The 25,434-nt window shown below is 62.2% G+C and carries 27 protein-coding genes; 15 read left to right on the top strand and 12 right to left on the bottom strand.

All coding sequences use genetic code 11. The features are described from left to right. Nucleotides 1–199 precede the first annotated feature (199 nt). Nucleotides 200–502: a type II toxin-antitoxin system RelE/ParE family toxin gene (locus tag BLQ09_RS01775; protein ID WP_027604023.1), complete on the top strand. Its 303-nt coding sequence runs from the start codon at nt 200–202 to the stop codon at nt 500–502. A 1-nt stretch (nt 503) separates the two neighbouring features. Further along, on the top strand, nt 504–893 hold the full coding sequence (locus tag BLQ09_RS01770) for an addiction module antidote protein (RefSeq protein ID WP_092354977.1): 390 nt from the start codon (nt 504–506) through the stop codon (nt 891–893). Nucleotides 894–1,080: 187 nt separating this feature from the next. On the opposite strand, the gene gudD is transcribed toward BLQ09_RS01770, so the two are convergent. Further along, nucleotides 1,081–2,406: a glucarate dehydratase gene (gene gudD / locus BLQ09_RS01765; RefSeq protein WP_092354974.1), complete on the bottom strand. Its 1,326-nt coding sequence runs from the start codon at nt 2,404–2,406 to the stop codon at nt 1,081–1,083. A 19-nt stretch (nt 2,407–2,425) separates the two neighbouring features. Continuing rightward, nucleotides 2,426–3,787 carry an MFS transporter gene (locus BLQ09_RS01760; protein ID WP_027604026.1) on the bottom strand — a complete coding sequence of 454 codons (1,362 nt, stop codon included), beginning with the start codon at nt 3,785–3,787 and terminating at the stop codon, nt 2,426–2,428. A gap of 339 nt (nt 3,788–4,126) precedes the next feature. On the opposite strand from BLQ09_RS01760, the gene BLQ09_RS01755 reads away from it, so the two are divergent. From BLQ09_RS01755 to BLQ09_RS01745, 3 genes are all read left to right on the top strand, one after another. Beyond that, nucleotides 4,127–4,837: a FadR/GntR family transcriptional regulator gene (locus tag BLQ09_RS01755; RefSeq protein WP_027604027.1), complete on the top strand. Its 711-nt coding sequence runs from the start codon at nt 4,127–4,129 to the stop codon at nt 4,835–4,837. A gap of 13 nt (nt 4,838–4,850) precedes the next feature. Then, on the top strand, nt 4,851–5,546 hold the full coding sequence (locus tag BLQ09_RS01750) for a tRNA (adenine(22)-N(1))-methyltransferase (protein WP_027604028.1): 696 nt from the start codon (nt 4,851–4,853) through the stop codon (nt 5,544–5,546). 311 nt (nt 5,547–5,857) lie between these two features. Continuing rightward, nucleotides 5,858–7,915 (top strand): methyl-accepting chemotaxis protein, encoded by a 2,058-nt coding sequence (locus tag BLQ09_RS01745; protein WP_027604029.1) that lies wholly within the window; start codon nt 5,858–5,860, stop codon nt 7,913–7,915. A gap of 62 nt (nt 7,916–7,977) precedes the next feature. Here BLQ09_RS01745 and BLQ09_RS01740 read toward each other — a convergent pair whose 3' ends face one another. After that, the gene (locus BLQ09_RS01740) at nt 7,978–9,099 is read right to left on the bottom strand and encodes a lactonase family protein (RefSeq protein ID WP_027604030.1); all 1,122 of its coding nucleotides are present in this window, start codon (nt 9,097–9,099) and stop codon (nt 7,978–7,980) included. A 126-nt stretch (nt 9,100–9,225) separates the two neighbouring features. Between BLQ09_RS01740 and BLQ09_RS01735 the strand changes: the two genes are divergently transcribed. The 3 genes from BLQ09_RS01735 to BLQ09_RS01725 all read left to right on the top strand — a co-directional run bounded on the left by BLQ09_RS01735 (nt 9,226) and on the right by BLQ09_RS01725 (nt 12,778). Further along, nucleotides 9,226–10,134, top strand: a complete 909-nt coding sequence (locus BLQ09_RS01735; RefSeq protein WP_256221100.1) for a hypothetical protein — start codon at nt 9,226–9,228, stop codon at nt 10,132–10,134. A 314-nt stretch (nt 10,135–10,448) separates the two neighbouring features. Then, nucleotides 10,449–10,907, top strand: a complete 459-nt coding sequence (locus BLQ09_RS01730; RefSeq protein ID WP_092354971.1) for an REP-associated tyrosine transposase — start codon at nt 10,449–10,451, stop codon at nt 10,905–10,907. A gap of 131 nt (nt 10,908–11,038) precedes the next feature. Beyond that, entirely contained in the window at nt 11,039–12,778 is a 1,740-nt protein-coding gene (locus BLQ09_RS01725; RefSeq protein ID WP_092354968.1) for an OPT family oligopeptide transporter, read from the top strand. Nucleotides 12,779–12,807: 29 nt separating this feature from the next. On the opposite strand, the gene BLQ09_RS01720 is transcribed toward BLQ09_RS01725, so the two are convergent. The 4 genes from BLQ09_RS01720 to BLQ09_RS01705 all read right to left on the bottom strand — a co-directional run bounded on the left by BLQ09_RS01720 (nt 12,808) and on the right by BLQ09_RS01705 (nt 15,717). Further along, a complete protein-coding gene (locus BLQ09_RS01720) occupies nt 12,808–13,434 on the bottom strand; it encodes a glutathione S-transferase family protein (protein ID WP_027604033.1) in 627 nt (208 codons plus the stop codon). A gap of 39 nt (nt 13,435–13,473) precedes the next feature. Beyond that, complete coding sequence (locus tag BLQ09_RS01715; RefSeq protein ID WP_092354965.1) at nt 13,474–13,953, bottom strand: VOC family protein; 480 nt, start codon at nt 13,951–13,953, stop codon at nt 13,474–13,476. A gap of 21 nt (nt 13,954–13,974) precedes the next feature. Then, nucleotides 13,975–15,234 (bottom strand): hypothetical protein, encoded by a 1,260-nt coding sequence (locus tag BLQ09_RS01710; RefSeq protein ID WP_092354962.1) that lies wholly within the window; start codon nt 15,232–15,234, stop codon nt 13,975–13,977. Between the two features lie 102 nt (nt 15,235–15,336). Next, nucleotides 15,337–15,717, bottom strand: a complete 381-nt coding sequence (locus tag BLQ09_RS01705) for a cupin domain-containing protein (protein ID WP_092354959.1) — start codon at nt 15,715–15,717, stop codon at nt 15,337–15,339. Nucleotides 15,718–15,859: 142 nt separating this feature from the next. On the opposite strand from BLQ09_RS01705, the gene BLQ09_RS01700 reads away from it, so the two are divergent. Further along, nucleotides 15,860–16,582, top strand: coding sequence for a hypothetical protein (locus tag BLQ09_RS01700; protein WP_092354956.1), 723 nt, complete (start codon nt 15,860–15,862; stop codon nt 16,580–16,582). A gap of 98 nt (nt 16,583–16,680) precedes the next feature. Here the strand turns inward: BLQ09_RS01700 and BLQ09_RS01695 are convergent, their stop codons facing one another. From BLQ09_RS01695 to BLQ09_RS01685, 3 genes are all read right to left on the bottom strand, one after another. Further along, a complete protein-coding gene (locus BLQ09_RS01695; protein WP_027604037.1) occupies nt 16,681–17,052 on the bottom strand; it encodes a hypothetical protein in 372 nt (123 codons plus the stop codon). A 76-nt stretch (nt 17,053–17,128) separates the two neighbouring features. Continuing rightward, nucleotides 17,129–17,608, bottom strand: a complete 480-nt coding sequence (locus BLQ09_RS01690; protein ID WP_158277077.1) for a DUF3757 domain-containing protein — start codon at nt 17,606–17,608, stop codon at nt 17,129–17,131. A gap of 136 nt (nt 17,609–17,744) precedes the next feature. Continuing rightward, nucleotides 17,745–18,692 carry a hypothetical protein gene (locus tag BLQ09_RS01685; protein ID WP_092354953.1) on the bottom strand — a complete coding sequence of 316 codons (948 nt, stop codon included), beginning with the start codon at nt 18,690–18,692 and terminating at the stop codon, nt 17,745–17,747. A 192-nt stretch (nt 18,693–18,884) separates the two neighbouring features. On the opposite strand from BLQ09_RS01685, the gene BLQ09_RS01680 reads away from it, so the two are divergent. After that, nucleotides 18,885–19,550, top strand: coding sequence for a hypothetical protein (locus tag BLQ09_RS01680; protein WP_092354950.1), 666 nt, complete (start codon nt 18,885–18,887; stop codon nt 19,548–19,550). A 5-nt stretch (nt 19,551–19,555) separates the two neighbouring features. Then, nucleotides 19,556–20,251 carry a tetratricopeptide repeat protein gene (locus BLQ09_RS01675; RefSeq protein ID WP_092354948.1) on the top strand — a complete coding sequence of 232 codons (696 nt, stop codon included), beginning with the start codon at nt 19,556–19,558 and terminating at the stop codon, nt 20,249–20,251. A gap of 138 nt (nt 20,252–20,389) precedes the next feature. On the opposite strand, the gene BLQ09_RS01670 is transcribed toward BLQ09_RS01675, so the two are convergent. After that, complete coding sequence (locus tag BLQ09_RS01670) at nt 20,390–21,541, bottom strand: hypothetical protein (protein ID WP_092354945.1); 1,152 nt, start codon at nt 21,539–21,541, stop codon at nt 20,390–20,392. A 223-nt stretch (nt 21,542–21,764) separates the two neighbouring features. Between BLQ09_RS01670 and BLQ09_RS01665 the strand changes: the two genes are divergently transcribed. Further along, the gene (locus tag BLQ09_RS01665) at nt 21,765–21,998 is read left to right on the top strand and encodes a hypothetical protein (RefSeq protein WP_074847337.1); all 234 of its coding nucleotides are present in this window, start codon (nt 21,765–21,767) and stop codon (nt 21,996–21,998) included. Between the two features lie 35 nt (nt 21,999–22,033). Here BLQ09_RS01665 and chrA read toward each other — a convergent pair whose 3' ends face one another. Next, complete coding sequence (gene chrA, locus BLQ09_RS01660; protein WP_092354942.1) at nt 22,034–23,242, bottom strand: chromate efflux transporter; 1,209 nt, start codon at nt 23,240–23,242, stop codon at nt 22,034–22,036. A 129-nt stretch (nt 23,243–23,371) separates the two neighbouring features. Here chrA and BLQ09_RS01655 point away from each other — a divergent pair, with 129 nt between their 5' ends. From BLQ09_RS01655 to BLQ09_RS01645, 3 genes are all read left to right on the top strand, one after another. After that, nucleotides 23,372–23,944 carry a nucleotidyltransferase family protein gene (locus BLQ09_RS01655; protein ID WP_027604042.1) on the top strand — a complete coding sequence of 191 codons (573 nt, stop codon included), beginning with the start codon at nt 23,372–23,374 and terminating at the stop codon, nt 23,942–23,944. A gap of 68 nt (nt 23,945–24,012) precedes the next feature. Next, entirely contained in the window at nt 24,013–24,453 is a 441-nt protein-coding gene (locus BLQ09_RS01650) for a tryptophan-rich sensory protein TspO (protein WP_027604043.1), read from the top strand. Further along, the gene (locus BLQ09_RS01645; protein ID WP_027604044.1) at nt 24,453–25,379 is read left to right on the top strand and encodes an alpha/beta hydrolase fold domain-containing protein; all 927 of its coding nucleotides are present in this window, start codon (nt 24,453–24,455) and stop codon (nt 25,377–25,379) included. Before BLQ09_RS01650 ends, BLQ09_RS01645 begins: the two co-directional genes overlap by 1 nt. Nucleotides 25,380–25,434 lie beyond the last annotated feature (55 nt).

Raw genomic sequence — 25,434 nt, 5'->3', positions numbered from 1 at the left:
CGCCGATGGCGGAGTGTCAGCCACCGTGATAGCGGGAGAATGCGCAGGTGCTGAGGCGTGGTGAAGGTTAGACACAGGCGCTAATAGTATCGATCGGCTGCTTATGCGAGCGCTGGACTAGGATTTTTCTTCCGGAGTATTCCGGACTCAAAATTCACTGGCATCGACAAGGAGTAGCCAGTAGGCTACAAATAATTCTGTGACCCATCTGATCGGCAGGACGCCGGAGTTCGATACATGGCTCGACGGCATGAGCGATATTTATGGAAAAACCGCTGTTCTCACACGGTTAGACCGAGCCGAGGAAAACAATTTCGGCGATTGTGCACCTGTAGGCGATGGGGTGAGTGAAATGCGTGTGTTTGTCGGGCCCGGCTACAGAATTTACTTTGTGCGTACGGGCATCACTGCTTACCTGATGCTCTGGGGCAGTGATAAAACCGACCAGAACAGAGGAATCAAACGGGCAAAAGAGATCCTTGATGCCCTGAGAGGTAGATGAAATGAGCGAATCGAAATTCAAACCAGAGGACATGCCGATCCTCGATCTTGATACCTCCGGTACCAGCGTCTATGAAGCGTCGCGCTTCCTCGATAGCCCGGAAACCATCAGCGCTTATCTGGCGCAGAGCATGAAATCTCAAGACCCGCAGGTGCTCATGAAAGCGCTTGCCGAGGTCGCCAAGGCCCAGGGCGTGAACAAGGTGGCGGAGTCTGCGGGGGTTAATCGCGAGAGCCTGTATAAAACGCTGAAAGGCGGTTCTAAAACGCGCTATGAGACGATTCAGAAGTTGATGCTGGCGTTAGGCGTGGAACTGACGGTGCAGCCGATTGCGGCGGTGGCAGTCAAGAAAGCTGCAAGAGCAAAGCGGGCTTTGGCCGGTAAACCCTGACGCGCGGTTTAGCGAGCGACCACAACCCTTGTAAAACACCGAGGACCCATGTGGGAGGGGGCTTGCTCCCGATTGCGGTGTGTCAGCCAGCCATGTATCGACTGACACTCCGCCATCGGGAGCAAGCCCCCTCCCACATGGGATTGATGGTGTTATGGAGACCGAGCCGCCCCCAGAACCCAGCGCTTCAGCGCACCAGGCAAGGCTGCTTGTTGTTATAACGCCACCCCGGAATCAGGAACTGCATCGCCACGCTGTCATCCCGTGCGCCGAGGCCCATGCCTTTGTACAGTTCGTGGGCTTTGGCCACGGCGTCCATGTCGATGTCCACGCCCAGGCCGGGCTTGGCCGGCACTTTCACATAGCCGCCTTCTATTTTCAGCGGTTCGCGGGTCAGGCGTTGGCCGTCCTGCCAGATCCAGTGGGTGTCGATGGCGGTGATGTCGCCCGGGGCGGCGGCGGCCACTTGGGTGAACATGGCCAGGGAAATATCGAAGTGGTTGTTGGAGTGCGAGCCCCAGGTCAGGCCCCACTCATGGCACATCTGCGCCACGCGCACCGAGCCTTGCAGGGTCCAGAAGTGCGGGTCGGCCAAGGGGATGTCCACCGATTGCAGCTGGATCGCGTGGCCCATTTCGCGCCAGTCGGTGGCGATCATATTGGTGGCGGTTTTCAGGCCGGTGGCGCGGCGGAATTCGGCCATGACTTCGCGCCCCGAGTAACCGTTTTCGGCGCCACATGGGTCTTCGGCGTAGGCGAGCACGTGGTGCTGGTCGCGGCACAGCCGGATGGCTTCTTTCAGTGACCAGGCGCCGTTGGGGTCGAGGGTGATGCGTGCATCGGGGAAGCGTTCGGCCAGGGCGGTGACGGCTTCGATCTCTGCGTCGCCGCTCAATACGCCGCCCTTGAGCTTGAAGTCGTTGAAGCCGTACTTGGCCTTGGCGGCTTCGGCCAGGCGCACCACGGCCTCGCTGGTCAGGGCGGTTTCATGGCGCAGGCGAAACCACGCATCGTCGCTGTCGGCTTCGTTGCGGTAAGCCAGGTCGGTGGCGCTGCGGTCGCCGACATAAAACAGGTAGCCGAGCATTTTCACCGCATCACGCTGCTGGCCTTCGCCGAGCAGGGCAGCCACCGGCACTTCGAGGAACTGGCCCAGCAGGTCGAGCAGGGCGGCTTCCATGGCGGTGACGGCATGGATGGTGATGCGCAGGTCAAAGGTTTGCAGGCCACGGCCCGCCGAATCCCGTGAGGCAAAGGTGCTGCGCATCTGGTTGAGGACGCGCTGGTACTGGCCGATGGGTTGGCCGATCACCAGGCTGCGCGCGTCTTCCAGGGTTTCGCGGATGCGTTCGCCGCCGGGCACTTCACCGACGCCGGTGTTGCCGCTGCTGTCCTTGAGAATCACGATGTTGCGGGTAAAAAACGGTCCGTGGGCGCCGCTGAGGTTGAGCAGCATGCTGTCGTGACCGGCCACCGGGATGACCTGGAAGTGGGTGATGACGGGAGTATTCATGGCTAATTCCTAAAGAGGCTCAGAGAGATTTGCTGATGGCAGCGCCGGTGGGCACGGCGCCCGGCGAGGCCGATGCGGCAGCGGGCGAGGTCTTGGCGAAGAACACCAGGATCGCGGCGAGCACCGAGGTGCCGGCCAGGCCGTAGAGACCGCCCTGGATCGAGCCGGTGGTCTGCTCCAGGAAGCCGAAGGTGGTCGGCGCAACGAAGCCACCCAGGTTGCCGATGGAGTTGATCAAGGCAATCACGGCTGCGGCGATGCGCACGTCCAGGTAGCCCTGTGGGATGGGCCAGAACAGCGAAGACGCCGACTTGAACCCAATGGCCGCAAAGCAGATCGCCACGAACGCGAAGATCGGCCCGCCGGTGGTGGACATGAACATGCCTGCTGCGGCAATCAACAGCGCAGCCGCGACCCAGGCCTGCTGGAACTTGAATTTGCCCGACAGCGTCGCGAAGGCGTACATGGCGATGATCGAGATCAGCCACGGGATCGAGTTGAAGAAACCCACCTGCACATCGCTCAGGTCACCCATCTTCTTGATGATGCTCGGCAGCCAGAACGTCGCCGCGTAGATCGTCAGTTGAATGCAGAAGTACAGGGCGCAGAACAGCAGGATCTGGCGGTCCCTGAGCAGCTTGCCGAGGGTCGGCTTGACGCTGGTCAGGGCTTCACGCTCGCGCTGTTCCTGGTCGATGGCGTTGACCAGCGCATCCTGTTCTTCACGGGTCATCCATTTGGCGTCGTGGGGCTTGGAATCGAGCCAGAACCACACAAAGAAACCGATCACCACCGAGGCCAGGCCTTCGATGGCGAACATCCATTGCCAGCCGTGGAAGCCGAACCCTTCGATCTGCAGCAGCGCGCCTGACAGCGGGCCGGAGATCAGCGAGGCCACCGCCGAGCCGCTGAGGAATATCGCAATGGCCTTGCCGCGCTCAACCCCCGGCAGCCAGCGCGTGAAGTAGTAGATCACCCCGGGGAAGAACCCGGCTTCGGCCACGCCCAGCAGGAAGCGCAGGATGTAGAAGTGGGTTTCGTTCTGGATGAACGCCATCAGCGTGGCGACGATGCCCCAGGTGAACATGATGCGGGTCAGCCAGATGCGCGCGCCGACCTTTTGCAGCAGCATGTTGGAGGGCACTTCAAAGAGCGCGTAGCCGATGAAGAACAGCCCGGCACCGAAGCCATAGGCGGCAGCTCCGATGCCCAGGTCATGTTCCATGTGCGTGCGCACAAAGCCGATATTGACCCGGTCGATGTAGTTGAGGATGAACATGATCACGAACAGTGGGAGCACATGGCCCTTCACTTTGCTCACGGCGCGCGCGAGGACCGGATCACTTTCTGGTGCGGCAGATGCATGGCTTGAATTGTTCACAATTCAAAACTCCCCCTGATTGTTTTTATGCGGGTTTGCGTGTTTTGTTGATAGACATCATACAAGTGAGTTTCTGAGATTCGCAATGCGGTCGTGAGTGATTTGTTCTTATAAGACCGTACGGTTATCGGGTATTTTGGTTATTTGATTAATGTTTATTGGGGTTTTTGGCGGGGTAAAGAAGGTTGGTTGTCGCGAGTTCTTCACGGTGACGATGATTGAGGTAAGGCAGGCATCAGATTGGTTGTCATACAAGTTGACTGGCTTTTGAATCAACACCGCCTCGTGCCCGATCGGGATGTTAAGCTCCCTCCAGCCCAACCCCGTGGACCCGCAACGATGCCCATTGATAGTGGACCTCCCGTCCGTAGACGCTCCAACAACCTGGCCCAAGGCGTGCTCGACGCCCTGACCCAGCGCATCCTGCTTGGGCAGTTGAAGCCCGGTGAAAAGCTGCCGTCCGAATCCACCATCGTGCTCGAGCATGGGGTGAGCCGGACCGTGGTGCGCGAGGCCCTGTCCAAGCTGCAAGCCTCGGGGCTGGTGGAGACGCGCCATGGCATCGGCACCTTTGTGCTGGCGCAACAGGCCCAGCAAGGCTTGCGCCTGCATGTGGACACCGTCGCCAGCGTGCGCAACATGCTCGAGCTGCGCCTGGGCCTGGAAGTGCAGGCGGTGGCGCTGGCCGCCGTGCGCAGGTCCGACGCGCAGCTGGCCCACATGCGCGCCGCTCTCGACGACTACCAGGCCTCGCTGGCCAACAACGACAGCTGCGTGGAAGAGGACAGGCGTTTTCACCAGTTGATCGCCGAAGCCACCGGCAACACGTTCTTCACCGAGATCATGCAGCACCTGGGCAATGCGATGATTCCGCGTACCCAGGTGAAGGGCGCCGAGCGCGGCGGGGCGGACTTTGCCAAGCTCGGGCAACTGGCGAACCTGGAGCATGAGGCGATCTTCAACGCGATCAAGCGCCAGGACCCGGATGCCGCAAGGGCGGCGATGGTGTTGCATCTGACCAACAGCCGGGATCGATTTTCCGGCGAATAAAAAGGAACGCAGGTTGAACGAACACACCTTGTCCATGCGCCTGGAGCGTGTGGCCGCGCAGGTGCCGAGGGGCGCGCGGCTGGCCGATATCGGCTCGGACCACGCCTACCTGCCGGTGGCCTTGATGCGCCGTGGCGTGATTGAGGCGGCGGTGGCGGGCGAGGTGGCGAGCACGCCGTTCCACGCGGCGCAGCGCACCGTGCGCGACAATGGCCTGGAGCAGCACGTCACGGTGCGCCTGGCCGATGGGTTGGCGGCGATAGAGCCGGCGGACGCGATCACCGCGATCAGCGTGTGCGGCATGGGCGGCGAGACGATCCGCGACATCCTCGACAGTGGCAAGGCCCACCTCAGCGGCCGCGAACGTCTGATCCTGCAACCCAACGGCGGCGAACAGCCGTTGCGCCACTGGTTGATGAGCAACGGCTACCGCATCCTCAGTGAGGAGCTGCTGCACGAAAACCGCTTCTACTATGAAATCATCATGGCCGAGCGCGCCGAACCCGTGGTGTACAGCGCTGAGGAGCTGTACTTCGGCCCCATGCACCTGCAGGCCCGCAGCCCGGCGTTCCTCGCCAAGTGGCAGCGTGCGTTGCGCCTGAAAAAACGCACCCTGGCGGGCTTTGAACAGGCTCGGCAGCGGGTGCCGCACGCGAAGGCGCAAGCCATCGCCCAGCAGGTCCAGTGGATTACCCGACTGCTGGCGTAAATAGGCCGCTGGACTCCCTTCAAGTTCTCCCCATGGGCGGCCGATAGGCTGTGGTGATTGAGGGCGTTTCAGTGCGCGCCTCGGGTGGTCGTCTCCGCAGGTGACGATGCCTGTGTCGCAACTGGGTGCTTTCGCCCCATTTTCGAGCACGCCTCGGGCCGTATTGGCGCGTGGCGTGCCCTGTTTCAGGGCTGTGCAGCAGCGGCCCGTATCTTGCTAGTGCCAACCTAATCAATGACATGGCATTTTGCCGTTAGTCATTTCAAGGCTTCGCCTGCCGTCTAACGCGTGGGTTGTTTTTGGGAGTGGACATGCACAGCCTTTTATCACCCGGTATCCGCCTGCTCGGACGTTTCGGCTTCGCGCGTAAGTTCCAGATCCTGTTCTTCCTGTTCATGCTGCCCCTGGCGGGCAGCCTGTGGATGATCGGCCAGGACTATCGCGACAAGTTAGGCGTGATTTCCGCTGAGCAGTCCGGCCTTCGTCAACTGTTGGCCCTGGACGCGCTGGATGGCCAATTGACCGTCCAACGTAACCTGGCTGCGCGCTGGAAAGCGGCGGACATCCTGCATGCCCCGACGCCAGCGGCGAAGGCGGCGATGGATAAGGTGGATGCCAATTTCCCGCTGATCCTGCAAAGCCTGCAGGCCCTCGGTGATGCCCTGAAAACCCAGAACGCCGGCGCTGACGTCCTGGCCCGCTTCGAGGCTTTGCAGGCCACGGTCAAGGGCATGGACTCGGCGTCCCTGCGCACCGTGGGTTGGTGGCCGGATGGCTACGACCGCTTCACCGCCGCGCTGACGGCGATGCAGGCCCTGCGCGAACAGATCACCCTCGACGCCGGCCTGATCCTCGATCCCTGGTTGGAAACCTACATGCTCATGCAGATGGGCACCCAGCAAACGCCCGACCTGATCGAGCGTATCGGGCGGATGGCCAGTGTCGGGCAGTCCTCGATTTCCTCGGGGCAGTTCACCTTGCAGAGCCGTTTGCAGATGCGCGACTTGCGCAGCCGCATCGGCGATGCGCGGGATCAACTGGTCAAGGCTGCGGCTTCGCTCAAGGCCAAGCAATACGCCGGGATGGAACCGTGGACAGCGCAATACGACACCAGCCTGCAGTTGTTGGATAACGAACTCAAAGTGCTCGACGACGGCGTGTTCGGCGGCAGCATCAAGCTGGATACGGCCGGTTTCGAGCGCAGTATCGACGCCATGCTTACCTCGCTTGGCGCGTTGCGTGTTCAGTCGCTGACGTCGATGGATGCGCGCCTGGACTACTACCACGAGCACGCGAACACGCAATTCATACCGATGGCGGCAACGTTCAGCCTGTTGGCGTTGGCGGCGCTGTACCTGTTCATGTGCCTGCAAGCGTCCATCCGTCGAAGCGCCAGCGGCATCACTACGCTGGCCGAGTCCCTGCGCGACGGCAACCTGTGCGTGGCCGTGACGGTAGAAGGGCGCGACGAACTCGCGGCGATCAGCACCGCGCTGAACGTCGCGGTGGTGCAATTGCGCACCAGCCTGCTCGGCGTCAATCACGAAACCCAGCAGCTTGGCTCGGCGGTGCTTACCCTGAACTCGCAATCGGGCAGCACCCTCAGCGAAGTCGAAGACCAGCAGCACCAGATCAGCCAGATCGCCGCCGCTGCCACGCAGTTGGCCGCCACGTCCATGGGCGTCGCGCGCAGCTGCGAACAGGCCTCGGGCAGTGCCCAGCAGACCCGGCGCATCGCCGAAGACAGCAGCCGCGACAGCCAGCGTACCACCGCCAGCATCCAGCAGCTCAACCAGCGCCTGACCGACACCTCGGACGCCTTGCAGCAGGTCAGCCAGCAAGGCCAGCAGATTCAATCGGTGGTCGACACCATTCGTGGCATCGCCGAGCAGACCAACCTGCTGGCGCTTAACGCCGCCATTGAAGCTGCACGCGCAGGCGAGCAGGGCCGGGGCTTTGCGGTGGTCGCCGATGAGGTGCGCAGCCTGTCGCAACGCACCCAGGCCTCGACGGCGCAGATCGCCGGCACCGTCGACAGCCTGCGCGCCACCGTGAGCCAGGCGGTGACGCTGATGGGCGCCGCGTGTGAGCAGGCGTTGACCGATGCCGAGTCCGTCACCGGCCTGGGCACGCGCCTGGGCGAGATTGCCGGCGCGGTGCAGAACGTCACCGACACCCTGGCGCAAATCGCCACGGCCGTGGAGGAGCAGGCAGCGACGGCGGATGAAGTGAGCGGCAATATCCAGCAAGTCGACCAGGCCGCCGGGCGCCTGCTGGACGGTGCCCGCGCGGTAAACCGTGCGGCGGACACCTTGAGCAAGGGCAGCCAGGCGTTGAGTGATAACACCGCACGCTTTCGCCTGAGCTGAGGCCTGTAAACCCTCAAGATCCAACCCTGTGGTGGGGGCAAGTCCCCTCCCACAGGTTCAGGTCAGTTGGCCGAGGTATGCAGCACCTCAATCCACAGCGCCCCCTTGCCCGACGCCGCTTCCCCCACCCGCTTCAACGCACCGCTGGCGCTGACTGCATAGGTGCCGACCTTGTCGCTTTTCTCGCCGGTCACCAGCAGCCAATGCCCGTTGGGGGAGAACGCGATATTGCGCGGCTGCTTCTCCTCGACCGGGTAGTTGTCGACATAGCGCAGGCCGCCGGTGGCGGTATCCACCGCAAACGCCGACACCGAACTGCTGGTGCGCTCGCTCATCAGCAACAGCTTGCCGTCCGGCGACAGGCGCAGGTCGGCCGCCCAGATGCGCGGCGTCGGGTCGTCTTTCAGGTCATTGTTGCGCGCGTCACGCACTTCACCATGGGCCAGTTTCAAACGCTCGGGAATGCCATTGGCCACGCCAATCTGGGTCAGCGCGCCGGTACTGTCATCGATGGCAAACGCGGTGACAGTGCCGCTCATTTCACCGACCACATACAGGTACTTGCCGTTGGCCGAAAACGCCAGGTGCCGAGGCCCGGTATTGGCCGGCACGCTCACGAAGCCGCTTCCGATCGGGGTGAGTGCGCCGGTGTTGGCATCGAAGCGGTATTGCAGCACATGGTCCGTGCCCAGATTGCCGGCGTAGGCAAAGCGATTGCTGGGGTCGGTGCGCAGCGAGTGGGCATGCAGGCCGGTCTTGTAGGTGTGGATAGGTTCAGGCTTGTCGATGGGCTGGACGCTGAGGGTATCGGCACCGTAGGACGCCGCGAGCAAATAGCGCCCGGCGCGGTCGGTGGCCAGGTACGCCATGCTTTCGGCCAGCGGCGCCTTGGACTGCGGCGTCAGGCGGCCGGTTGTCGGGTCGATGCTGAAGCCCTGGACCTGAAACGGCTTGACCCGTAACGCCGCGAACAAGGTCTTGCCGTCGGGGCTGAGGGCCATGGGGTTGACCTGGTCGCCGGCCGTCACTTGCTCGACCAGGCTCAGGGCGCCGTTACTTTCGTCGAGGCGGTACTGGGAAATCAGCCCGTCAACCGGGCTGGAGATGTACGCAAACGTGGCGGCGTGGGCGTGGGCACTGAGGCCGCAGACCACAGCGGCGGCCAGGAGCAGGGGTTTGTTCACAGGTGATCCTTTATTGTTATGGGTGTGATCAGTCATCGTATGACTGTGGGCGGATCTCGGCAATGATTGTTTTATCGGCGGTCGGGGCGCTGTATCTCTGCCCGCGCCAAGGGCATGATGCGCGGCATGCATAACGATCCCATCGCACTTTACTGGCGCTTCAAGGCCCCCGATCCCGGCATCGGCCCGCGCGAACAGGCACCGATGCTCGCCCAGGAGCAGGCCTGGGCACGGGAGCATGCAGCCGGGCATCACTTCAGTTGGATCGAAGTGCTGCTGCCGCCGCTGTGCTTTGGTGTGTTCCTGCCCAGCCTGGTGTTCATGCTGGGCGTGTGGCTGTACGGGGCCGCGTTCGCGCCAGGGCTGGACGTGGACCGTGTCATCGGCGACACGTTTGCCTGGCAGGTATTGGCGGCGGTGGTCTTTACGGCGGCCTGGGGGCTGCGCAACTACCTGCGTGATACCCGCGATCCCATCAAGCGCTACTGGCAGGCCATGCCGGACCAGGGCGTGGTCGAGCTGGAGCGCCACAGGCTGGTGTCGGGCACCAGCCTGTGGGCCTCGGACTACGATCCCGACTGCAACGCCCTGATGCAATGGAAAAACGGCCAGCTCGAACGCACCCAGAGCAGCGGGGTGTCGCAGTGGATCGTCGCCAAGACCACGGCGGGCCACTGGCTGGTATTCAAGGACGAATACCCCGGTGACTTCACGTACAACCGAGTCGGCCGCATGCCTGCACCGGACAAACAACTGCAACCCTGCCAGGACCTGGCCTTTACCTTCGCCCCCGGCACCAACCTGATGCTGGGGCGACGTTTCGACGGCGAACCGCTGCCCTTGCTGGACACCGGGTATTGGCTGGCGGCCGATGAGCTCAAGCGCCTTACTGCAATCGCCCATCATTGGGCGTTTTTCCCCCCGGACCGCTATGGCGTGGTCAATCCCCGGAACGGGCCGTGGGTGCAGCAACTGTTGGACAAGGCACAAGCCGATGGCGAGGTGGCCGGGGGAACGGGTTGTACGCCCGCGTAGTGGTGAACGGACTTTTTGTGGTGAGCGGGCTTCTGTGGTGAGCGGGCTTTTTTGTGATGAGCGGGCTTCTGTGGTGAGCGGGCTTGCCCCGCGCTGGGCCGCGAAGCGGCCCCATCAAGAACACTGCGTTTTTCCAGGTAAATCCTGATCACAGCTTTTGGGGCCGCTTCGCAGCCCAGCGCGGGGCAAGCCCGCTCACCACAAAAAAGCCAGGTCACTCCGGGCGGATACATTCAGTCACCCGATGACACTGGCTCGCCAGCTACGGCGCGCTAGTGTTAATGCTTTTCAGGACGGTCCCCAGGAGCATCGGAATGCGCCCCACACCCCAATCCCATCGCCTGCGTCACGGTCGTTACTCTGAATACGGACGCAGTTACCTCATTACCATTGTCGTGCATCACCGTCAGCAGCTATTCACCGACCTTTATCTGGGTCGTCTGTTGGTGGCCGAATTCCGGCAGGTTCATGAGCTGGGATTGGTCGACTCTCTGGCCTGGGTCATCATGCCTGACCATATTCACTGGTTGTTTGAGCTGAAGCGGAAGACCTTGCCCGACGTGGTGCGGCGTATGAAGTCGCGTAGCACGCTGACCATCAACCGGCGTCGTCAAAGCAAGGAGCGTGTCTGGCAATCCGGTTATCACGATAGGGCTGTCCGTGCGGAGGATGATGTTCGCAAGATGGCTCGCTACATCATTGCCAACCCTTTGCGGGCCGGGTTGGTGGAGCAGGTAGGGGATTATTCGTTATGGGATGCTGCATGGCTCTGATTGAGTAATTGATGGCGCAGTGGTTGAAGCCCGCTCATCAAAAAACGGTGCCCGCTTGCCGCGTAGGAACCTTCAGGCCTTGAGGGGCTCACTTGTTATGTCGTCCTGTTCCCCTGCCGAAAGGAATCCGCATGCATGCCACCTCATCAACGGTCCCCCTTCATCCCCCCGTCGAACGCGAACTGAGCCTGCGCGCGGTCATCACCGGCACCGTGCTCGGTATCCTGCTGACCCCTTCGAACGTGTACGCCGGGTTGAAGATCGGCTGGTCGTTCAACATGTCGATCATTGCCCTGCTGGTGGGGTATGCGATCTGGCAGGGCCTGGCGAGGCGGTCGTCGGAGCAGCTGCCGTGGACGCTGCATGAGAGCAATATCAACCAGACCGTCGCCTCGGCCGCTGCTTCGATCATTTCCGGTGGGCTGGTGGCGCCGATCCCGGCCTATACCCTGCTGACCGGCAACCAGCTGGATGCGCTGCCGATGATCGCCTGGGTGTTCTCGGTGAGTTTCCTGGGCATCTGGATCGCCTGGTACCTGCGGCCTTCGTTGCTCAATGACAAGGCGCTGAAGTTTCCCGAAGGCATGGCCACCCTGGAAACCCTGCTGCATATCTACAACCATGGGCGCGAAGCGGCGACGCGCTTGAAGGTGCTGCTCAGTGCGGCGTTGCTGTCCGGGCTGATGAAGTGGGTGGACACCTTTGTGTGGGCCTTCCCGCGTTGGTCGCCAACCGCCCAGTTGGAGCGCCTGACCTTCACTGCCGACCCCTCGCTGTTGCTGCTGGGGTTTGGCGGCATTATCGGCATTCGTGTCGGCCTGACCCTGCTGCTCGGCGCCTTGCTCGCCTGGGGCGGCCTGGGCCCGTGGTTGCTGGCGCAAGGCCTGGTGAGCTTGCCGGCCGGCAGCAGCGGCCCGCAATTTGCGGCGTTGGTGGAGTGGTTGCTGTGGCCGGGAGTGAGCCTGATGGTGTGCTCGACCTTGGCGTCGCTGACGATTCGTCTGTGGGCGTTATACACCTCGACCAAGTCGGCCGGCGGGCAAGCCTGGAGCGTACCCAAACCCGGGCCGGCCGCCGGTTTTGTGCTGTCGATCGTATTGGTGGTGAGCCTGCAGGCACTGTTGTTCGGCATCAACCTGTGGATGGCGTTGCTGACCATCCCCCTGGCGATCTGCCTGGCGGCCGTCGCTGCCCGTGTGGTGGGCGCCACCGGTATTCCGCCGATTGGCGCCATCGGGCAGTTGTCCCAGCTGAGCTTCGGTATCGTCGCGCCGGGGCAGGTGCCGATCAACCTGATGAGCGCCAACACCGCTGGCGGCTCGGCCGGGCAGTGCACCGACCTGATGAACGACTTCAAGGTCGGCAAGGCCATTGGTGCCACGCCTCACAAGCAAGTGATCGCGCAGATCCTGGGGATTTTCATTGGCAGCATCGTCGGGGTGTTCGCGTACCTGGCGCTGATTCCTGATCCGCATTCGATGTTGCTCACCGAGGAATGGCCGGCGCCGGCGGTCGCGACCTGGAAAGCCGTGGCGCAAACCCTCACCCATGGGCTGGATTCATTGTCGGCGAGCATTCGCTGGGCGATCGGTATCGCAGGGCTGGCCGGGGTGTTGCTGGGCGTACTCGACAGCCTGTTACCCGCCCATCGCGCCCGCTACCTGCCCAGTGCTGCCGCGTTGGGGCTGGCGTTTGTGCTGCCAGCTTCGGTGTCGCTGATGATGGCCCTGGGTGCGGTGCTCACCTGGCTGGTGAGCTGCCGCTGGCCGAGCCTCACCGAGCGGTTTGCGATTACCGCAGCGGCGGGGTTGATTGCGGGAGAGAGCATCACCGGCGTGGGCGCTTCGCTGTGGCAGATGGCGGCGCCTTAGCCTCTGTCACGCAGTCGAGGGCAAGCTACTCACTTGGCAAACGCATACTCCCCACCCTGTTCCAGCGCCTGGCGATAAGCCGGGCGTGCCTGGAACCGCTGTACCCACGCCGCCAGGTGCGGGTACGCCGCCAGCTTGCCCTGGGCCTTGGCGATTTCGCCGATAAAGCTCATCTGGATGTCCGCGCCGCTCACGTCATCCCCCAGCAGATACGGCGTGTGTGCCAGCGCCTCGTTGAGGTAACCGAGGTAATTGGCCACTTCCGATTCGATCCGCGGGTGCAGCGGCGCACCGGCTTCACCCAGGCGGCCCACATACAGGTTAAGCATCAGCGGCAGCATGGCCGAGCCTTCGGCGAAGTGCAGCCATTGCACGTACTGGTCGTAGGCGGCCGTGGCCGGGTCCGGCTGCAGGCGGCCATCGCCATGTCGGCGGATCAGGTAGTCGACGATGGCGCCGGACTCGATCACCACGTTGGCGCCGTCTTCGATCACCGGGGATTTACCCAGCGCATTGATCGCCTTGAGTTCCGGCGGCGCAAGGTTGGTTTTCGGGTCGCGCTGGTAGCGCTTGATCTCGTACGGCAGGCCAAGCTCTTCCAGCAGCCACAGAATGCGCTGCGAACGTGAGTTGTTGAGGTGATGGACAATGATCATGGGAACTCCGCGGGGCATGGGGTGTGTAGGAACAGACTGCTAGGCGGGTGCAGAGTGCCCCGAATCGGCAAATGCTTCCAGGATAAAGGCCTCCAGCCAGTGTTCCTCCAGAATCTCGATAGAGAAATTCCCAAAGCGCTTCGGCAACCAGATAATCCGTCCACCGGACGGCGTTTGCAGGTTCTCCCATGCCAGGGGCTGGCCGTTTTCATCTTCGGGTTGTACACCCGACGCGATCAATTCGTCATAGGCCTGCTCGATGTCCGGCGTCGAATAGCAGTGGCGGTAAATCATGCCTTCGCCATGGGTGTCCAACAGCGCCCTGAGGTTGCCTGCGATCGGCTGGACCAGCATGAACCGCTCTCGCCCCATCAACGCCACTGCGTAGCGCACATGCAGGCCGCCGCGTTCCCAGACGAAGGTCTTGGAGATGCGCGCGTTGAGCACCTGTGCGTAGTACGCGCAGGCGTCCTCTAGGTTTTCGACCAGTACATCGACGTGGCTGAATTTCAGTTCCATGGCATACCTCCTTTTTGCCGATTAACGCACCACCTCGAACGCCGTGTATTCATACGCCGAGCGCATTTTGCTCGAGGTCGTTGCCAGCGTCAGGGCAATGCCCAGGTCTTCGATAAACGCGCGCGAGGTCTTGTAGTCGCCTTGCTCGCACTCCAGCTTGATGGCGTCGCCGGTCAACGAGGCAAACACCTGTCGGGCCGGGAAGCGCTGGCCGACCTTGCAGCTCACAAAGGTCTCGAGTGGGGTATCGGTCGGTTTGCCGGGCACGTTCGCCATGTGCAGGTTGGCGCTCAGCGTCTGGCCAGGCGTCCAACTGCTCGGAATACTCAGCTCGGCTTCGCGGGTCAGCAGCACCTGGCCGTCGCCCACGCCGTTCATCTTCGACTTCAACTGGATCAGGTCCGCCTGTACCAGGCGCTCGACATGGAAGGTGTCGCTGTAGATCTCATTCTTGTTCAGCAAGCCACCCACCGCCGTAAAGGTCACCGAGGTGGGGCTGTCGTTGCTGCCATCGCTTTTTTTCGACAGGTACGTGTAGCTCAACGTCTTGAACTTCGGCTGCAGCAGGGCCGAGTCGAGGCGCTGGAGCACGCTGGCGGGGACGGCGACGTCGTTGATGCTTGGTTCCACGATAGTGCGCGGGTAGTCCACCGGTTGGATGTCCGGACGCGACCAGGCCAGCAGCGCCGCATCGACACCACCCTGCAACGAACAACTGATGCGCGATTGCGTGCCGTCGCTGCCCTCGGGCTCTACCAGCAGTACGCGCTCGACTTCGCGGGTGCCTGGCGCGGTGCCGGGCCGTGGCTTGATGGCCTGCCAGCGGTCGCCGACCTTGAGCTCGCTACGGATGTAGGCGCCGTCGCCTTTTTGCAGGCGAGCCGGTTGGTCGAGCAGCGGGGCAAGGCGTTGGGCAACCTCGTCGATGTTGCCTTGCACAACAAAGCCCCAGTAATAGTAGAGCCCCAGGTTGCCGAGGTCGGTGGCCTCGTCGGCGTACGACAACAGCTTCAAGCCGGCGATGGGCGGCGTGCTGACCGGCACCGCGTTAGCCTTGCGGTCCGCGCGGTTGACCACCGCGATCCACGCGAAGTCTTTGTCCTGCTTGAGCGGTGCGTAGGCCTGCCAGGCGTCGCGGTGGCTGTTCAGGCGGCTGAAGAACGTCGCGTCGCAGCGGGTGAAGGCCTTGAGCGTGTCGGTCAGCGCGGCGTCGTCGGCGTGGGCGATGGAAGGCAGCAGCGCAGAGGCGAGGAGGAGGGCGGCGGCGGTGGGCAACTTCATCGAGCGGGATGTCCGTATCGGGGGCGGGAGCTGGGCATTATCCAGAAATTACCCGCTAAAGGCTCGACTCAATGATCGAGCCCCATGAGGCGCGCGATTTTTTCAGATCCAAAGATCGTTTGTTGCAGTACGTTCGCCGCCTTCATGGCCGGTATTCAAGATGCCTCGAGGCTCAATCATCATCAGCTTCGCCTCACCCTCGGCGGCGGTCCGATGTTCCATGCCACGCGGGACCACATACAACTCGCCCGCCGCCACGTACACCGGGCCTTCCGGCAGATCGATACGCAGCGTCCCTTCGAGCACCAGGAATGCTTCGTCGGTTTCCGGGTGCGAGTGCCAGATGAACTCCCCTTCGATGCGCACCACCTTGAACTGGTAGTCGTTCATCTCAGCGACGACCCTGGGGCTCCACTGCGCGTCGATGAGCGATGCCTTTTGCGCGAGGTTTACCGGTTGTGCCGAGTGCTGTGACGTAGCCATGATCCATCCTCTGGTAGGTAAGACGGCCAGACTATCGAGGCCGCGGAGCGCCTGGCTTGTACGATCCTGCAGGTTGGCCGCCTAAAGCTCGACCCTTTACCGTCGATAACCTGTATGAACCCGCCAATCATGGACCGATTAAATGGCTCTTTCCGTCAGCGCTGCCTATCTCCCGCCGGCCAATGTCAGCCTCGCACCTTCCGAGCAGAAACTCGTGGCCCAGCCCCTGACGGACGCCGCGAAAGACGCGTTGGCCAACGCCGCCCCGGCAGCCGTCTACCATCCCAGTGGATCAGCCAGCGCCCCCTTGGAACCGCTGGAGGTGGTCGACACCTGGGTCGGTCGTACCCAGTCGCGAGACTTTCCTCGCCGCGCTGAAATCTTCAACGGGGCGTTCAGTACGCTGAAGGCTTCCTTCAAGTCATTCGAGTCAGCGCTGTCGGCCACCGCTCCCGACTTGGCCGGCAAAAAATACGGCTTCACCGTCGAAGCCGATGGCCGTCTGAAAGTGCTGGATTCGGCCAGCCAGCTCAGCCGCTCGGATACCCAGCGGCTGACGGATTTGCTCAACCGATCCCTGGGCCTGAAAAGCGCAGCCATTGCCTACCGGAATGCCGCCATCGACACGGTGGACGCCGATTCCGTCTGGTCGGGCCTGGGGTTTTACAGCCTGACTAACGAAAACTTCGCCAAGACCCTTGATCTGGCGCCTCTACTCACGGATCACGACCCATCGGACATCAAGGGGGCCAAGGACCGGACTTTTATCCAACAACTGCAATACAAAGGCGAGCGGGCGACGCAAGCGACGGAAGCGGCGATGTATGAGCGGCGTGGAGTGCAGCGGTTCAGTACGCAGGCGTGACCTGCCTGGTGGGGTAAAAATGCAGCCGTGCAGCAACCATCGCGAAAGCCCGCAGATGCCATGCCCACTGGTACAACCGGCGCCAGGAAGACGCGCACTCACACCTTGGCCGTATGCACCTTGGCCAGGCGCACGCGCCAATCGCCGTCATGGCGCAGGCGGCATTCTTCCTCGGAGTCGAAGTGTACGCAGCGCTCCATGGGCGCGCCGCGCACGTCCGCATCGTTGAGTGCGGCGGCAGTCAGCTCTCGCATGCGTGTGTCTGCCCCGGTCGAGAGGGCGTGCTCCTTGCTGGCGCGGCTGTCGAACACCCAGATCACCCGCAGGCTTTGGGGGAAGGCGTTGTAGTCGACGGTGTGGGTCAGCCAATCGAAGCCGGGGATTTCAGTCTTGGCGGTTTCGCAGGCGTCGGTGAGGGCGGCGATGAGGCAGCGGTCGAGGCGGGCGGTTTCGCGATGGGTCAGGGGCATAGAGAGTCTGCAGGGGCCAAATGCCTGAGATTAGCAGCGTGCATGCTTTAGGGCATCAGCTTACGGCGAAGATCTATCACGGCACTTCGGTGAATATCGTGAATTGGCAACCGTCCACCGAACCAGCCCGGCAGAAGTCGTCTGCCGTCCAATTTGGGCCGACCGCGCGAGGTCGTACAGGGAAACGCTGGGACATTCTCAAAAACGCCAACTGCTCCGGCCCCTCGTAGTCACAGGCTACGAAATAATATTCGGGCTGGCCTTCGCGTTGCTGCGCAGTGCGAATAGCGGCCGATTCAAACTTCATTCCCTTGAGGTAGTGCTCTTGTGCATAGGGGTTCTCACCTTTCCATCCGCTGCCGGGTGAAAGTGCGGTGTAACTATAGCCTTTTAACTCTTTGGTCTGGTGGATGTTCCCGATACCCGGGCACATACTGCCGGCCGTGTTGGTATTGGAACTCGATGTACAGGCTGCAAGGTTGAACAGTACCGCAGGCCACAGCAAAATCATCGATGCTGCGCGGATGGACACCAGGTTCGAGCTGGAGATGTGCATGGCGAACTCCTCGGCTGAGTAGTCTTTACTCTGAACGCTGACAGCCGTGGCGGATACTGTGAATGTTGACAGGTCGGCAGATGGCGCAACCGCAGTCAAAACCATAAAAGAGCGATCTTGTGTCGTAGGGCGGCGCTCAGGGATTGGCTTTAAGTCGGCCCAGTATCGCCGTGCGCAGGCAACCCCAGGCGATCAACCCGATAATCAGCACCTCGGCGATGCCGACAAGCAGGTTGAATGAAAAAACCATCGGTTGCTCAGCCCAGTAAAAACTTGTCGACCCCGTTCGAAGCCCGCTGACCCGCAGCCGTCCGGTCAACAGCGCACGCATCAATGCGATCACGTGAGTCAACTCCAGCACCGCCAGGAACGCTCCCAGCAGGGTGAGCAGGGCGCGGGCGGGAAGGCCGAGTTTCTCGCTCGATTCGTGTGAAGAGGTGAGCTCTTTCCCCTTCGGCTTGACCCCCTTTGCCGCTCTGTCGTGGGCGGGGGCGGGCCTATAGGCGGTCGCCCTGGCCGCCGGATCGACCACGACCTCGGTGGGTACCGGCAGGTTCAGGTAGCCGGCCAGCTCACGCAGCCACCTGTCGGTGCGTTGACTGCCCGGCACCACCGGCACGTTGTCGGTGGTCAAACGCTGCTCGCTGCCATCGCGCATCACCAGCCACAGCTGGGTATAGACCGGCTCGGCCTGTGGGCGGCGGCGAAGTTCGAGGGCATGGGGGGCATTGATGCTGAACACCGACTGCACCCGTTCGCGGCCGCCGAAAAAGTTACGGGTGCGGCGCGTGCCTTCACCGTTGTGCCGCGATAACAGCAAGGTTTCGCGGGTGCCGGTGTACACCATCAGCAGCAGGCCAAGGGCAGGAATCAGCAGCAGGCCGAGCACGATCAGCAGCGAGGACAGTGGGTCCAGGTCCGCCATCGACGCATTTTCAGCGCTGAACCCCAACACGACGAAGGCCAGCGGCAGGATGAAGGCCATTGCGCCGGTCAGCAGCACGAATGCGCTTTGCACCCGATTGCGCGAGTGGATGTGCAGGTCACCCTGGGCGGTGCGCTCGAAGCGATGGCCTATCAACATGCAGCTCTCCTGGTGCGCCGTTTTTAAGGTTGCTCGAAAGTCTGTGACAGGCGGTGCATGTCGCAGCGCAGGATAGCTTATGCCGGGCAGGGCCGGACCAGCCGCACAGGGGTATTCTCCGGCAGGCCCGTATTGCTAAAGTTTCCCACTCACCCGCCGACAGCTGTTGTTCCCACTTCACGGATGATTTTAATGTTCCGCTCTCTTTTTTCCGGCGTTGCATTGCTCGCCGTCGCCTGCACTGCCCACGCCCGTGCCGTCACCACGCCCGAACAACTGCTGACCGAGTTCTCTCGTTGCGATGCGCATTTCTTCGAGAGCCTGCGCGATGCGCGCTTACCAGCAGGTACCTTGCGCCTGAGTGACTACGGTTCGGTCAAGGCACCGACCATCATGAGCCCGCTGCAGGAAGGTGGCACTTACCAACACTTCGAAACGCCCCTGATCGTTAACGGCGTGCGTATGGTCGGCTATTACAACCAGGCCCAAACCATCAAGGACGTCGGCAATTTTCTGTTCTGGGGTTTTGTAGCCGATGGCTCGCCGCAAGAGGTGGCTGCAAAGCTCAAGCCGCTGATCGTTGATAACGCCCGTTTTGTCAGTCAGGGCAAAGCCATTACCCGCGCCGAAATCCGCCGTGTCGGTGACCCGATCGGCCAATGGCGCACCGAAGGGCTGACCGGTCCCGGCGTCGCTACGCCGTTTGGTTTCGTAGACCGTGTGCTGATGGTCGACGCGGGCGACACGTCCCCGTCGCTCGTGGGACACACCACCGTGTTCTGCTCGCTGCAAGGCACCGTGACCGCGCCGCTCCTGCAGGTCTATCGCCCTGACCTCAACGCTCATCTGCTCGACTGACAAGGATGCTGATCATGAATACTCGCTGGCTCGCACTGATTGCCTGCTCCGCCTTCCTCACCGGTTGTGCAGGGATGCAGAACCCGCAAAAAGCCAACCTTGCCCACTGCGCCAACCAGTTAAAGGCGTCCAAAGCCGAAAACTACCCCCTGGTGCTGCAGGAAGGTGATCTATGCCTGCAGAAAGCTACGCTGCCTGCCTCGCTGCATAGTTTGATTTATGCGGTGCAGGCCGACGCCTACCTCAACCTCAAGCGCTTTCCCGAAGCCTTGGCCGCCAAGGAGAAATCCATGCAACTGGTGGTCAAGCCTGAGCCGCGCGCCTACCTGGACTTGAGCGCCATGTATCGCGCCGCGGGTAACCCGAAAAAAGCCCTTGAGCTCGTGCAGTACAACCTTGACAACGGAATGGGAGAAGCAGGAAAGGGGGCCGGCTTCAATATGCCGACCTACTATCATCTGGGCCTCGCACTGACAGACCTGGGTCAGTACCGGGAGGCCGCCGAAGCATTCAGTACCGGCCTTCAGCGCCAGCCGGACTACGCCTGGGCCTATTATGCGCGCGGGATCGCGTACGACCATTTGGGCAACAGGGAAGACGCCAAGGCCGACTTCATGAAGTTCTCGCAGATCGTCGACAAGAAGTACCTGGAGCAGGAGAACAAGGCCAAGCTCGCGGAGTACAGGATTTCCATGCCGTAATTGGAACACCCGCTTAGGGGCGAATGTGCACGGGGTGGCCAGGCTCTGTTGTTCATCTGTGCTGCGAATGGTTGGGGGGCTGCTGCGCAGCCCAACGGGAGCAAGCTCCCTCGCCACAGGGGGGAGCGTTTGCCTTGGTCAGTTCGCTGCAGCTGCCGCATGCTTCTTGGCCCGTAGCGCCAGGCAGCGGTCGTATTCAGTTGTGAAGGCTTGGTTCGGTGTGTCGTTGGCGTGAGTCAAGCGCACCACTCGGATGATGCTCCGCATATCTTGGGCATCCTGGCCTTTGAGGCCCCTGGCATCCACCAGGTATTGCTCGGCTTTTTCGATGGAAAAGCCTTGGTTGTTGGCGTCGGTGGCGACTTTGTTCATGGCGGAATATTTGTAGCATTGCTGCACGTCTTCGTTGCGTTGGTTATCCCAATTCACTTGCTCGGGCGTGCGGGCGGCCAGGGCTTGTTGGCGGGCGGCTTCGTCGCGTTGGGCCTTGAGTCGTTTTTCCTCGCGGACGGCGGCTTGGTCGGCGAGGCTTTTTGCGTCGCGGGCGTCTTCGGCGGCTTGGTAGGCCTTATCTTGCTCGGCCTTGCGCGCCCATGCCTGCCGGTCGATCTCTGCGCGTCGGGCGTCTTCGCTGGTTTGTTCGGCGTTGGCCTGCACGCGATGCTGGCTGAGGCGTGCGGTGCTGGCAATGTAGGGTTGTTCTTTTTGCAGCGCTTCCAAAAACGCCTTGAACGCACCGACTTGCTGGCGTGAAGGGGCGGCCTCGCACATTTTCATCAACACACCCAGGTCCTGCGCCAGGAAGTGCTTGGACACATCGACCAATTGCGCATGCACGGCGGGGTCGTTGCGGGTGATGACCATGTCGGGAGCCATGATGCGCAGCAGGTTTGAGACCGTGGACGGGTACAGGAAGGTGCTGGCGACCGCGCAGGTCTGCACTGTGGCGTTAAAGTTTTTGTCTTGGATCTGTTCGATGGCCGAAGTGCGGTAGTTTTCGATGTTTTTCAGCTGCAGGGCGTCGGTGTCGTACAGGCTGACGGGAACGCCCATGTCCTTTTCCAGGATGTCGGCGTAGATCCGGGCAAGCCGGTGCAGGGTTTCAAAGTTGTCACCACCGACCGTGGTAGACACCAGCGTGGCGTAGCGGTACTTGCTTGCGTCGGTGAGGCTGGTTTTCAGGGTGCCGAAGTTGTTTTTATCGGAACTGTAGAGCCCGGCGCTGGCGGTGGCCGGCATGAACGCGAGCAGCAGCAGGCTGGCGGCGAGCAGTGTCTTGAATGGCGGCATTGCCTGTCCCTGGTCTTTGTTGGATGAAGTGTGCGGGGCCCGCGCGATGACGCGAGGCCGGGGTGATGCATGATAGCTAAATGACATGGTGAAGGCGTCTTGAGTTTAAAGGGGGCATCAGGCTCACCCGGAAAACAGCCCCTTGCGGCGTATAACGGTCTACCATGCCACCCCCGGCAGTGGTTCCACGCGCTACCGATCTCTCTCTTTCAAGGTATCGCCCATGTCCATCGACCAAATCAGCCTTCCCAAGGGTGTAGGCCCTCACGCCATCAAGCTGCTTGACGCCATCACCGGCGCGTCCACCCCCGAAGAACTCAACCGTGCCGGCGGTAAGGCGGAAGGTTTTGTGTTGGGACTGGAGTCCACCAAGGCTATCAAAAGCCAAATCGCCGAGTCGTTGTATGTGGCTTACGACGATGCGGCGGGTCATCGGGCGGGTGAGTTGAAAGGCTGATCATCAGCCGGAGCACGGTGCGGTGGCTGGGCGGCTCACACCGTAAGACTTAATAACCATCCCGCCGCGCCGCTTCCTACAACCACCAGCCACGGTGGCAGTTTCCACACCATCAGCGACACCAGGCCAATCAGCGCCAGGGCGACGTCCTGGGCGGTGAAGATGGCGCTGGTCCACACCGGCTGGTACAGCGCCGCCAGCAACAGGCCGACCACCGCCGCGTTCACGCCCGCCAGCGCGGCTTGGGTGCGCGGGCTGCGGCGCAGGCTTTCCCAGAAGGGCAGCGCGCCCAGCACCAGTAAAAACGACGGTGTGAAGATCGCCAGCAGGCAGAGCAGGCCACCGAGCCAGCCGTTCGGCGCTTGGGTCATCGAGGCGCCGAGGAAGGCGGCGAAGGTGAACAACGGGCCGGGCATGGCTTGGACGGCGCCGTAGCCGGCGAGGAACACATCGTTGCTCACCCAGTGGCGGGGCACGACTTCGGCTTGCAGCAAGGGCAGCACCACGTGGCCGCCGCCGAATACCAGCGCGCCGGTGCGGTAGAAGGCGTCGGTCACGGCCAGGGTTGGGGTGGGCAGCCACTGGGCGAGAATCGGCAGACTGGCCAGCAACAGCCCAAACAGCGACAGCCATAGCGCCCCGGCGCGACGGCTGATGGTCACGGGCAGGGCGTCGTGTGCGGTGGGCGGTGCGGGCTTGAACAGCAGCAGGCCGGCCATGCCCGCGATGAGGATCACGCCGACCTGGCCCCACGCCGATGTTTGCAGCAGGGCCACGCAAGCGGCGAGCAGCATCACGGCCACGCGCGGGGCGTTGGTGCACAGGTTGCGCGCCATGCCCCACACGGCCTGGGCGACCACGGCGACGGCCACCACTTTAAGGCCATGCAACGCGCCGGGAGGGATGGCGGTGCTGTGCCGGGTGATGCCCAAGGCCAACAGGATCAGCACCACGGCGGACGGCAAGGTAAACCCGAGCCACGCCGCCAATGCGCCGCCGTACCCCGCGCGCGACAGGCCGAGGGCGATGCCGACCTGGCTGCTGGCGGGGCCGGGCAGGAATTGGCACAGTGCGACCAAATCCGCGTAACTGCGCTCGCTCAGCCAGCGTCGCCGGGTCACGAACGCGTCCCGGAAATAACCCAGGTGCGCAATCGGGCCGCCAAAGGAGGTAAGGCCCAGGCGCAGGAAAATCAGGAACACTGACCAGGGGCTTTCGCGTCGATCTGCAGGGGAGTCAGCCAAGGCGGGCGGTCTCGGTGAGGGCAGGGCATCGCGGCACCTTAGCGAATTTTGATGACGTGAAGAAGCGGCGCCAGCGCTCAATGTTGTACCGTTGCTCCCCAGGACCGTACCGATGATGAAGGAGCCCCCATGACATTGACCGTCGACACCCTGCTCGAACTGGCCATGGCCAACCCCATCAACGCCGAAATCACTGCGCGCCTGCCTGACCTTGGTGTGGACCAGTGCATGCTCACGGCGGGCTGCCTGTTCCAGGCGGTGTGGAATCATCAGGCGAATCTGCCGGCTGATCAGGGCGTGAAGGATTACGACGTTTTTTACTTCGACACCGACCTGTCCTACGAGGCGGAGGATGCGGTAATTCGTGCGGCGGATGAGCTGTTCAAAGACCTTGGCGTGAATGTCGAGGTCAAGAACCAGGCGCGGGTGCACCTTTGGTACGCTCAGCGCTTTGGTCGGCCTTACCCGCAGTTGCAGTCGGCGCGCGACGGGGTCGACCGTTATCTGGTGGCCGGTACGTGCATCGGCTTGGAGATTGCCACGGGCCAGGTGTATGCGCCGTATGGGTTGGAGGATGTGGAACTGGGGATTTTGCGGATTAATCCACTGCATCCGGAGCAGGCGTTGTTTGAGCAGAAGGCGCGCAGTTATCAGGCGCGGTGGCCCTGGCTGAGGATTGTCGGGTTGGAGATACCGGAATGAATTGGCGCTGAACTTTTAGGTAGGTGTCGCACGTCCAAGCTTCAAATCACTCCCGCCAAGGACAGACGATGACCTTCTTTATCTTCCTGCTTGCCTGCGCCGCCGCCGCCAGTACCGGCGTCATTTTCAAACCCGGCGCCTGGTATGAATCCCTCGTCAAACCCAGCTTCACCCCACCCAATTGGCTGTTCCCGGTGGCCTGGACGATCATCTACCTGCTGCTGGCCTGGGCCGGCTATCGCTTGAGCCTGATCCCCGGCAGTCAAATGGTGCTGGCGCTGTGGGCCGCGCAAATTGCGCTGAATACCTTGTGGACACCGGTGTTTTTCGGCGCGCATCGCCTGCTGGCCGGGATGGTGATCATCGTGCTGGTGTGGATCACCGTGGCGGCGATGGTGGTACTGGCCGTGCGCCTGGACCTGATCACCGGGTTGATCCTGTTCCCGTACCTGGCGTGGCTGTGCGTGGCGGCGGCGCTGAATTTCTCGATCCTGCGTAATAACCGCTGATGGCTCGCCAACCGTGGCCCGTCAGCGAGGCGGAACTGGCGCAGATGCGCCGCTTCAATCAGAAGCTCGCCTGGCTGCCGCGCTTCAAGATCCGCAATCGCGTTACGCCGCGTTTGATCCAGGCGCTGTTGCGCGTCAGTCAAACGCTCAAGCGTGCCATACCGGCTGAAAGCCGGATTGTCGACCACGTCCCGGTGCGCATCCTGCGGCCGAGCGGCAAGCCCAAGGGCGTGGTGCTGGATATCCACGGCGGCGGCTGGGTGATCGGCAATGCGCAGATGGATGACGACCTCAACCTGGGCATGCTGCAGGCGTGCGACGTGGCGGTGGTGTCGGTGGATTATCGGTTGGCGGTGGATACGCCGGTTGAAGGCTTGATGGAAGACTGCCTGAACGCCGCACGTTGGTTGCTCACGGATGATGAGTTTGCCGGGCTGCCGGTGATCGTCGTCGGTGAATCGGCCGGTGGGCATCTGGCGGCGGCGACATTGCTGGCGCTCAAGCAATGGCCGGAACTGCTCAAGCGCATAAGCGGCGCGGTGCTGTACTACGGCGTTTATGACCTGGCCGGTACACCGAGCGTACGCGCGGCCGGGCCTGAAACGTTGCTGCTGGACGGGCCGGGGATGGTGGCGGCGTTGCGGATGCTCACGCCGGGGCTGAGTGATGATGAGCGCCGACAGCCGCCGTTGTCGCCGTTGTATGGCGATTTTGAAGGGCTGCCCCCGGCGTTGATGTTTGTCGGGGAATTGGACCCGCTTAAGGATGACACGCTGCTGATTGCCGAGCGGTGGCCCAGTGCTGAAGCACAACTGCTGCCGGAGTCGGCCCATGGGTTTATTCATTTTCCGGTGGCGATGGCGGATGGGGTGTTGGCCTATAGCCGGCAGTGGATCACTCAGTGCATTGATGGCGAACAGGCATAACTGTATAGGCGCCTCTTTAAGGATCACCCATTCCTCTGTGGTGAGCGAGCTTGCT

Source organism: Pseudomonas sp. NFACC25 (assembly GCF_900100935.1).
In the GTDB taxonomy this organism is placed as follows: Bacteria; Pseudomonadota; Gammaproteobacteria; order Pseudomonadales; family Pseudomonadaceae; genus Aquipseudomonas; species Aquipseudomonas marginalis.
Note: the sequence above shows the minus strand (reverse complement) of the source record. Positions and strands in the feature narration are given on the sequence as shown.

Bases quoted from the DNA above. Each gene is read 5' to 3' on its own strand.
- BLQ09_RS01710 (WP_092354962.1), bottom strand. From the start codon at position 15,234: ATGAAGTTGCCCACCGCCGCCGCCCTCCTCCTCGCCTCTGCGCTGCTG.
- BLQ09_RS01670 (WP_092354945.1), bottom strand. From the start codon at position 21,541: ATGCCGCCATTCAAGACACTGCTCGCCGCCAGCCTGCTGCTGCTCGCG.
- BLQ09_RS01770 (WP_092354977.1), top strand. From the start codon at position 504: ATGAGCGAATCGAAATTCAAACCAGAGGACATGCCGATCCTCGATCTT.
- BLQ09_RS01685 (WP_092354953.1), bottom strand. From the start codon at position 18,692: ATGTTGATAGGCCATCGCTTCGAGCGCACCGCCCAGGGTGACCTGCAC.
- BLQ09_RS01695 (WP_027604037.1), bottom strand. From the start codon at position 17,052: ATGCCCCTGACCCATCGCGAAACCGCCCGCCTCGACCGCTGCCTCATC.
- BLQ09_RS01650 (WP_027604043.1), top strand. From the start codon at position 24,013: ATGACCTTCTTTATCTTCCTGCTTGCCTGCGCCGCCGCCGCCAGTACC.
- gudD (WP_092354974.1), bottom strand. From the start codon at position 2,406: ATGAATACTCCCGTCATCACCCACTTCCAGGTCATCCCGGTGGCCGGT.
- BLQ09_RS01755 (WP_027604027.1), top strand. From the start codon at position 4,127: ATGCCCATTGATAGTGGACCTCCCGTCCGTAGACGCTCCAACAACCTG.
- BLQ09_RS01705 (WP_092354959.1), bottom strand. From the start codon at position 15,717: ATGGCTACGTCACAGCACTCGGCACAACCGGTAAACCTCGCGCAAAAG.
- BLQ09_RS01655 (WP_027604042.1), top strand. From the start codon at position 23,372: ATGACATTGACCGTCGACACCCTGCTCGAACTGGCCATGGCCAACCCC.
- BLQ09_RS01675 (WP_092354948.1), top strand. From the start codon at position 19,556: ATGCTGATCATGAATACTCGCTGGCTCGCACTGATTGCCTGCTCCGCC.
- BLQ09_RS01645 (WP_027604044.1), top strand. From the start codon at position 24,453: ATGGCTCGCCAACCGTGGCCCGTCAGCGAGGCGGAACTGGCGCAGATG.
- BLQ09_RS01735 (WP_256221100.1), top strand. From the start codon at position 9,226: ATGCATAACGATCCCATCGCACTTTACTGGCGCTTCAAGGCCCCCGAT.
- BLQ09_RS01690 (WP_158277077.1), bottom strand. From the start codon at position 17,608: ATGCACATCTCCAGCTCGAACCTGGTGTCCATCCGCGCAGCATCGATG.
- BLQ09_RS01665 (WP_074847337.1), top strand. From the start codon at position 21,765: ATGTCCATCGACCAAATCAGCCTTCCCAAGGGTGTAGGCCCTCACGCC.
- BLQ09_RS01745 (WP_027604029.1), top strand. From the start codon at position 5,858: ATGCACAGCCTTTTATCACCCGGTATCCGCCTGCTCGGACGTTTCGGC.
- BLQ09_RS01730 (WP_092354971.1), top strand. From the start codon at position 10,449: ATGCGCCCCACACCCCAATCCCATCGCCTGCGTCACGGTCGTTACTCT.
- BLQ09_RS01700 (WP_092354956.1), top strand. From the start codon at position 15,860: ATGGCTCTTTCCGTCAGCGCTGCCTATCTCCCGCCGGCCAATGTCAGC.
- BLQ09_RS01725 (WP_092354968.1), top strand. From the start codon at position 11,039: ATGCATGCCACCTCATCAACGGTCCCCCTTCATCCCCCCGTCGAACGC.
- BLQ09_RS01720 (WP_027604033.1), bottom strand. From the start codon at position 13,434: ATGATCATTGTCCATCACCTCAACAACTCACGTTCGCAGCGCATTCTG.
- BLQ09_RS01680 (WP_092354950.1), top strand. From the start codon at position 18,885: ATGTTCCGCTCTCTTTTTTCCGGCGTTGCATTGCTCGCCGTCGCCTGC.
- BLQ09_RS01715 (WP_092354965.1), bottom strand. From the start codon at position 13,953: ATGGAACTGAAATTCAGCCACGTCGATGTACTGGTCGAAAACCTAGAG.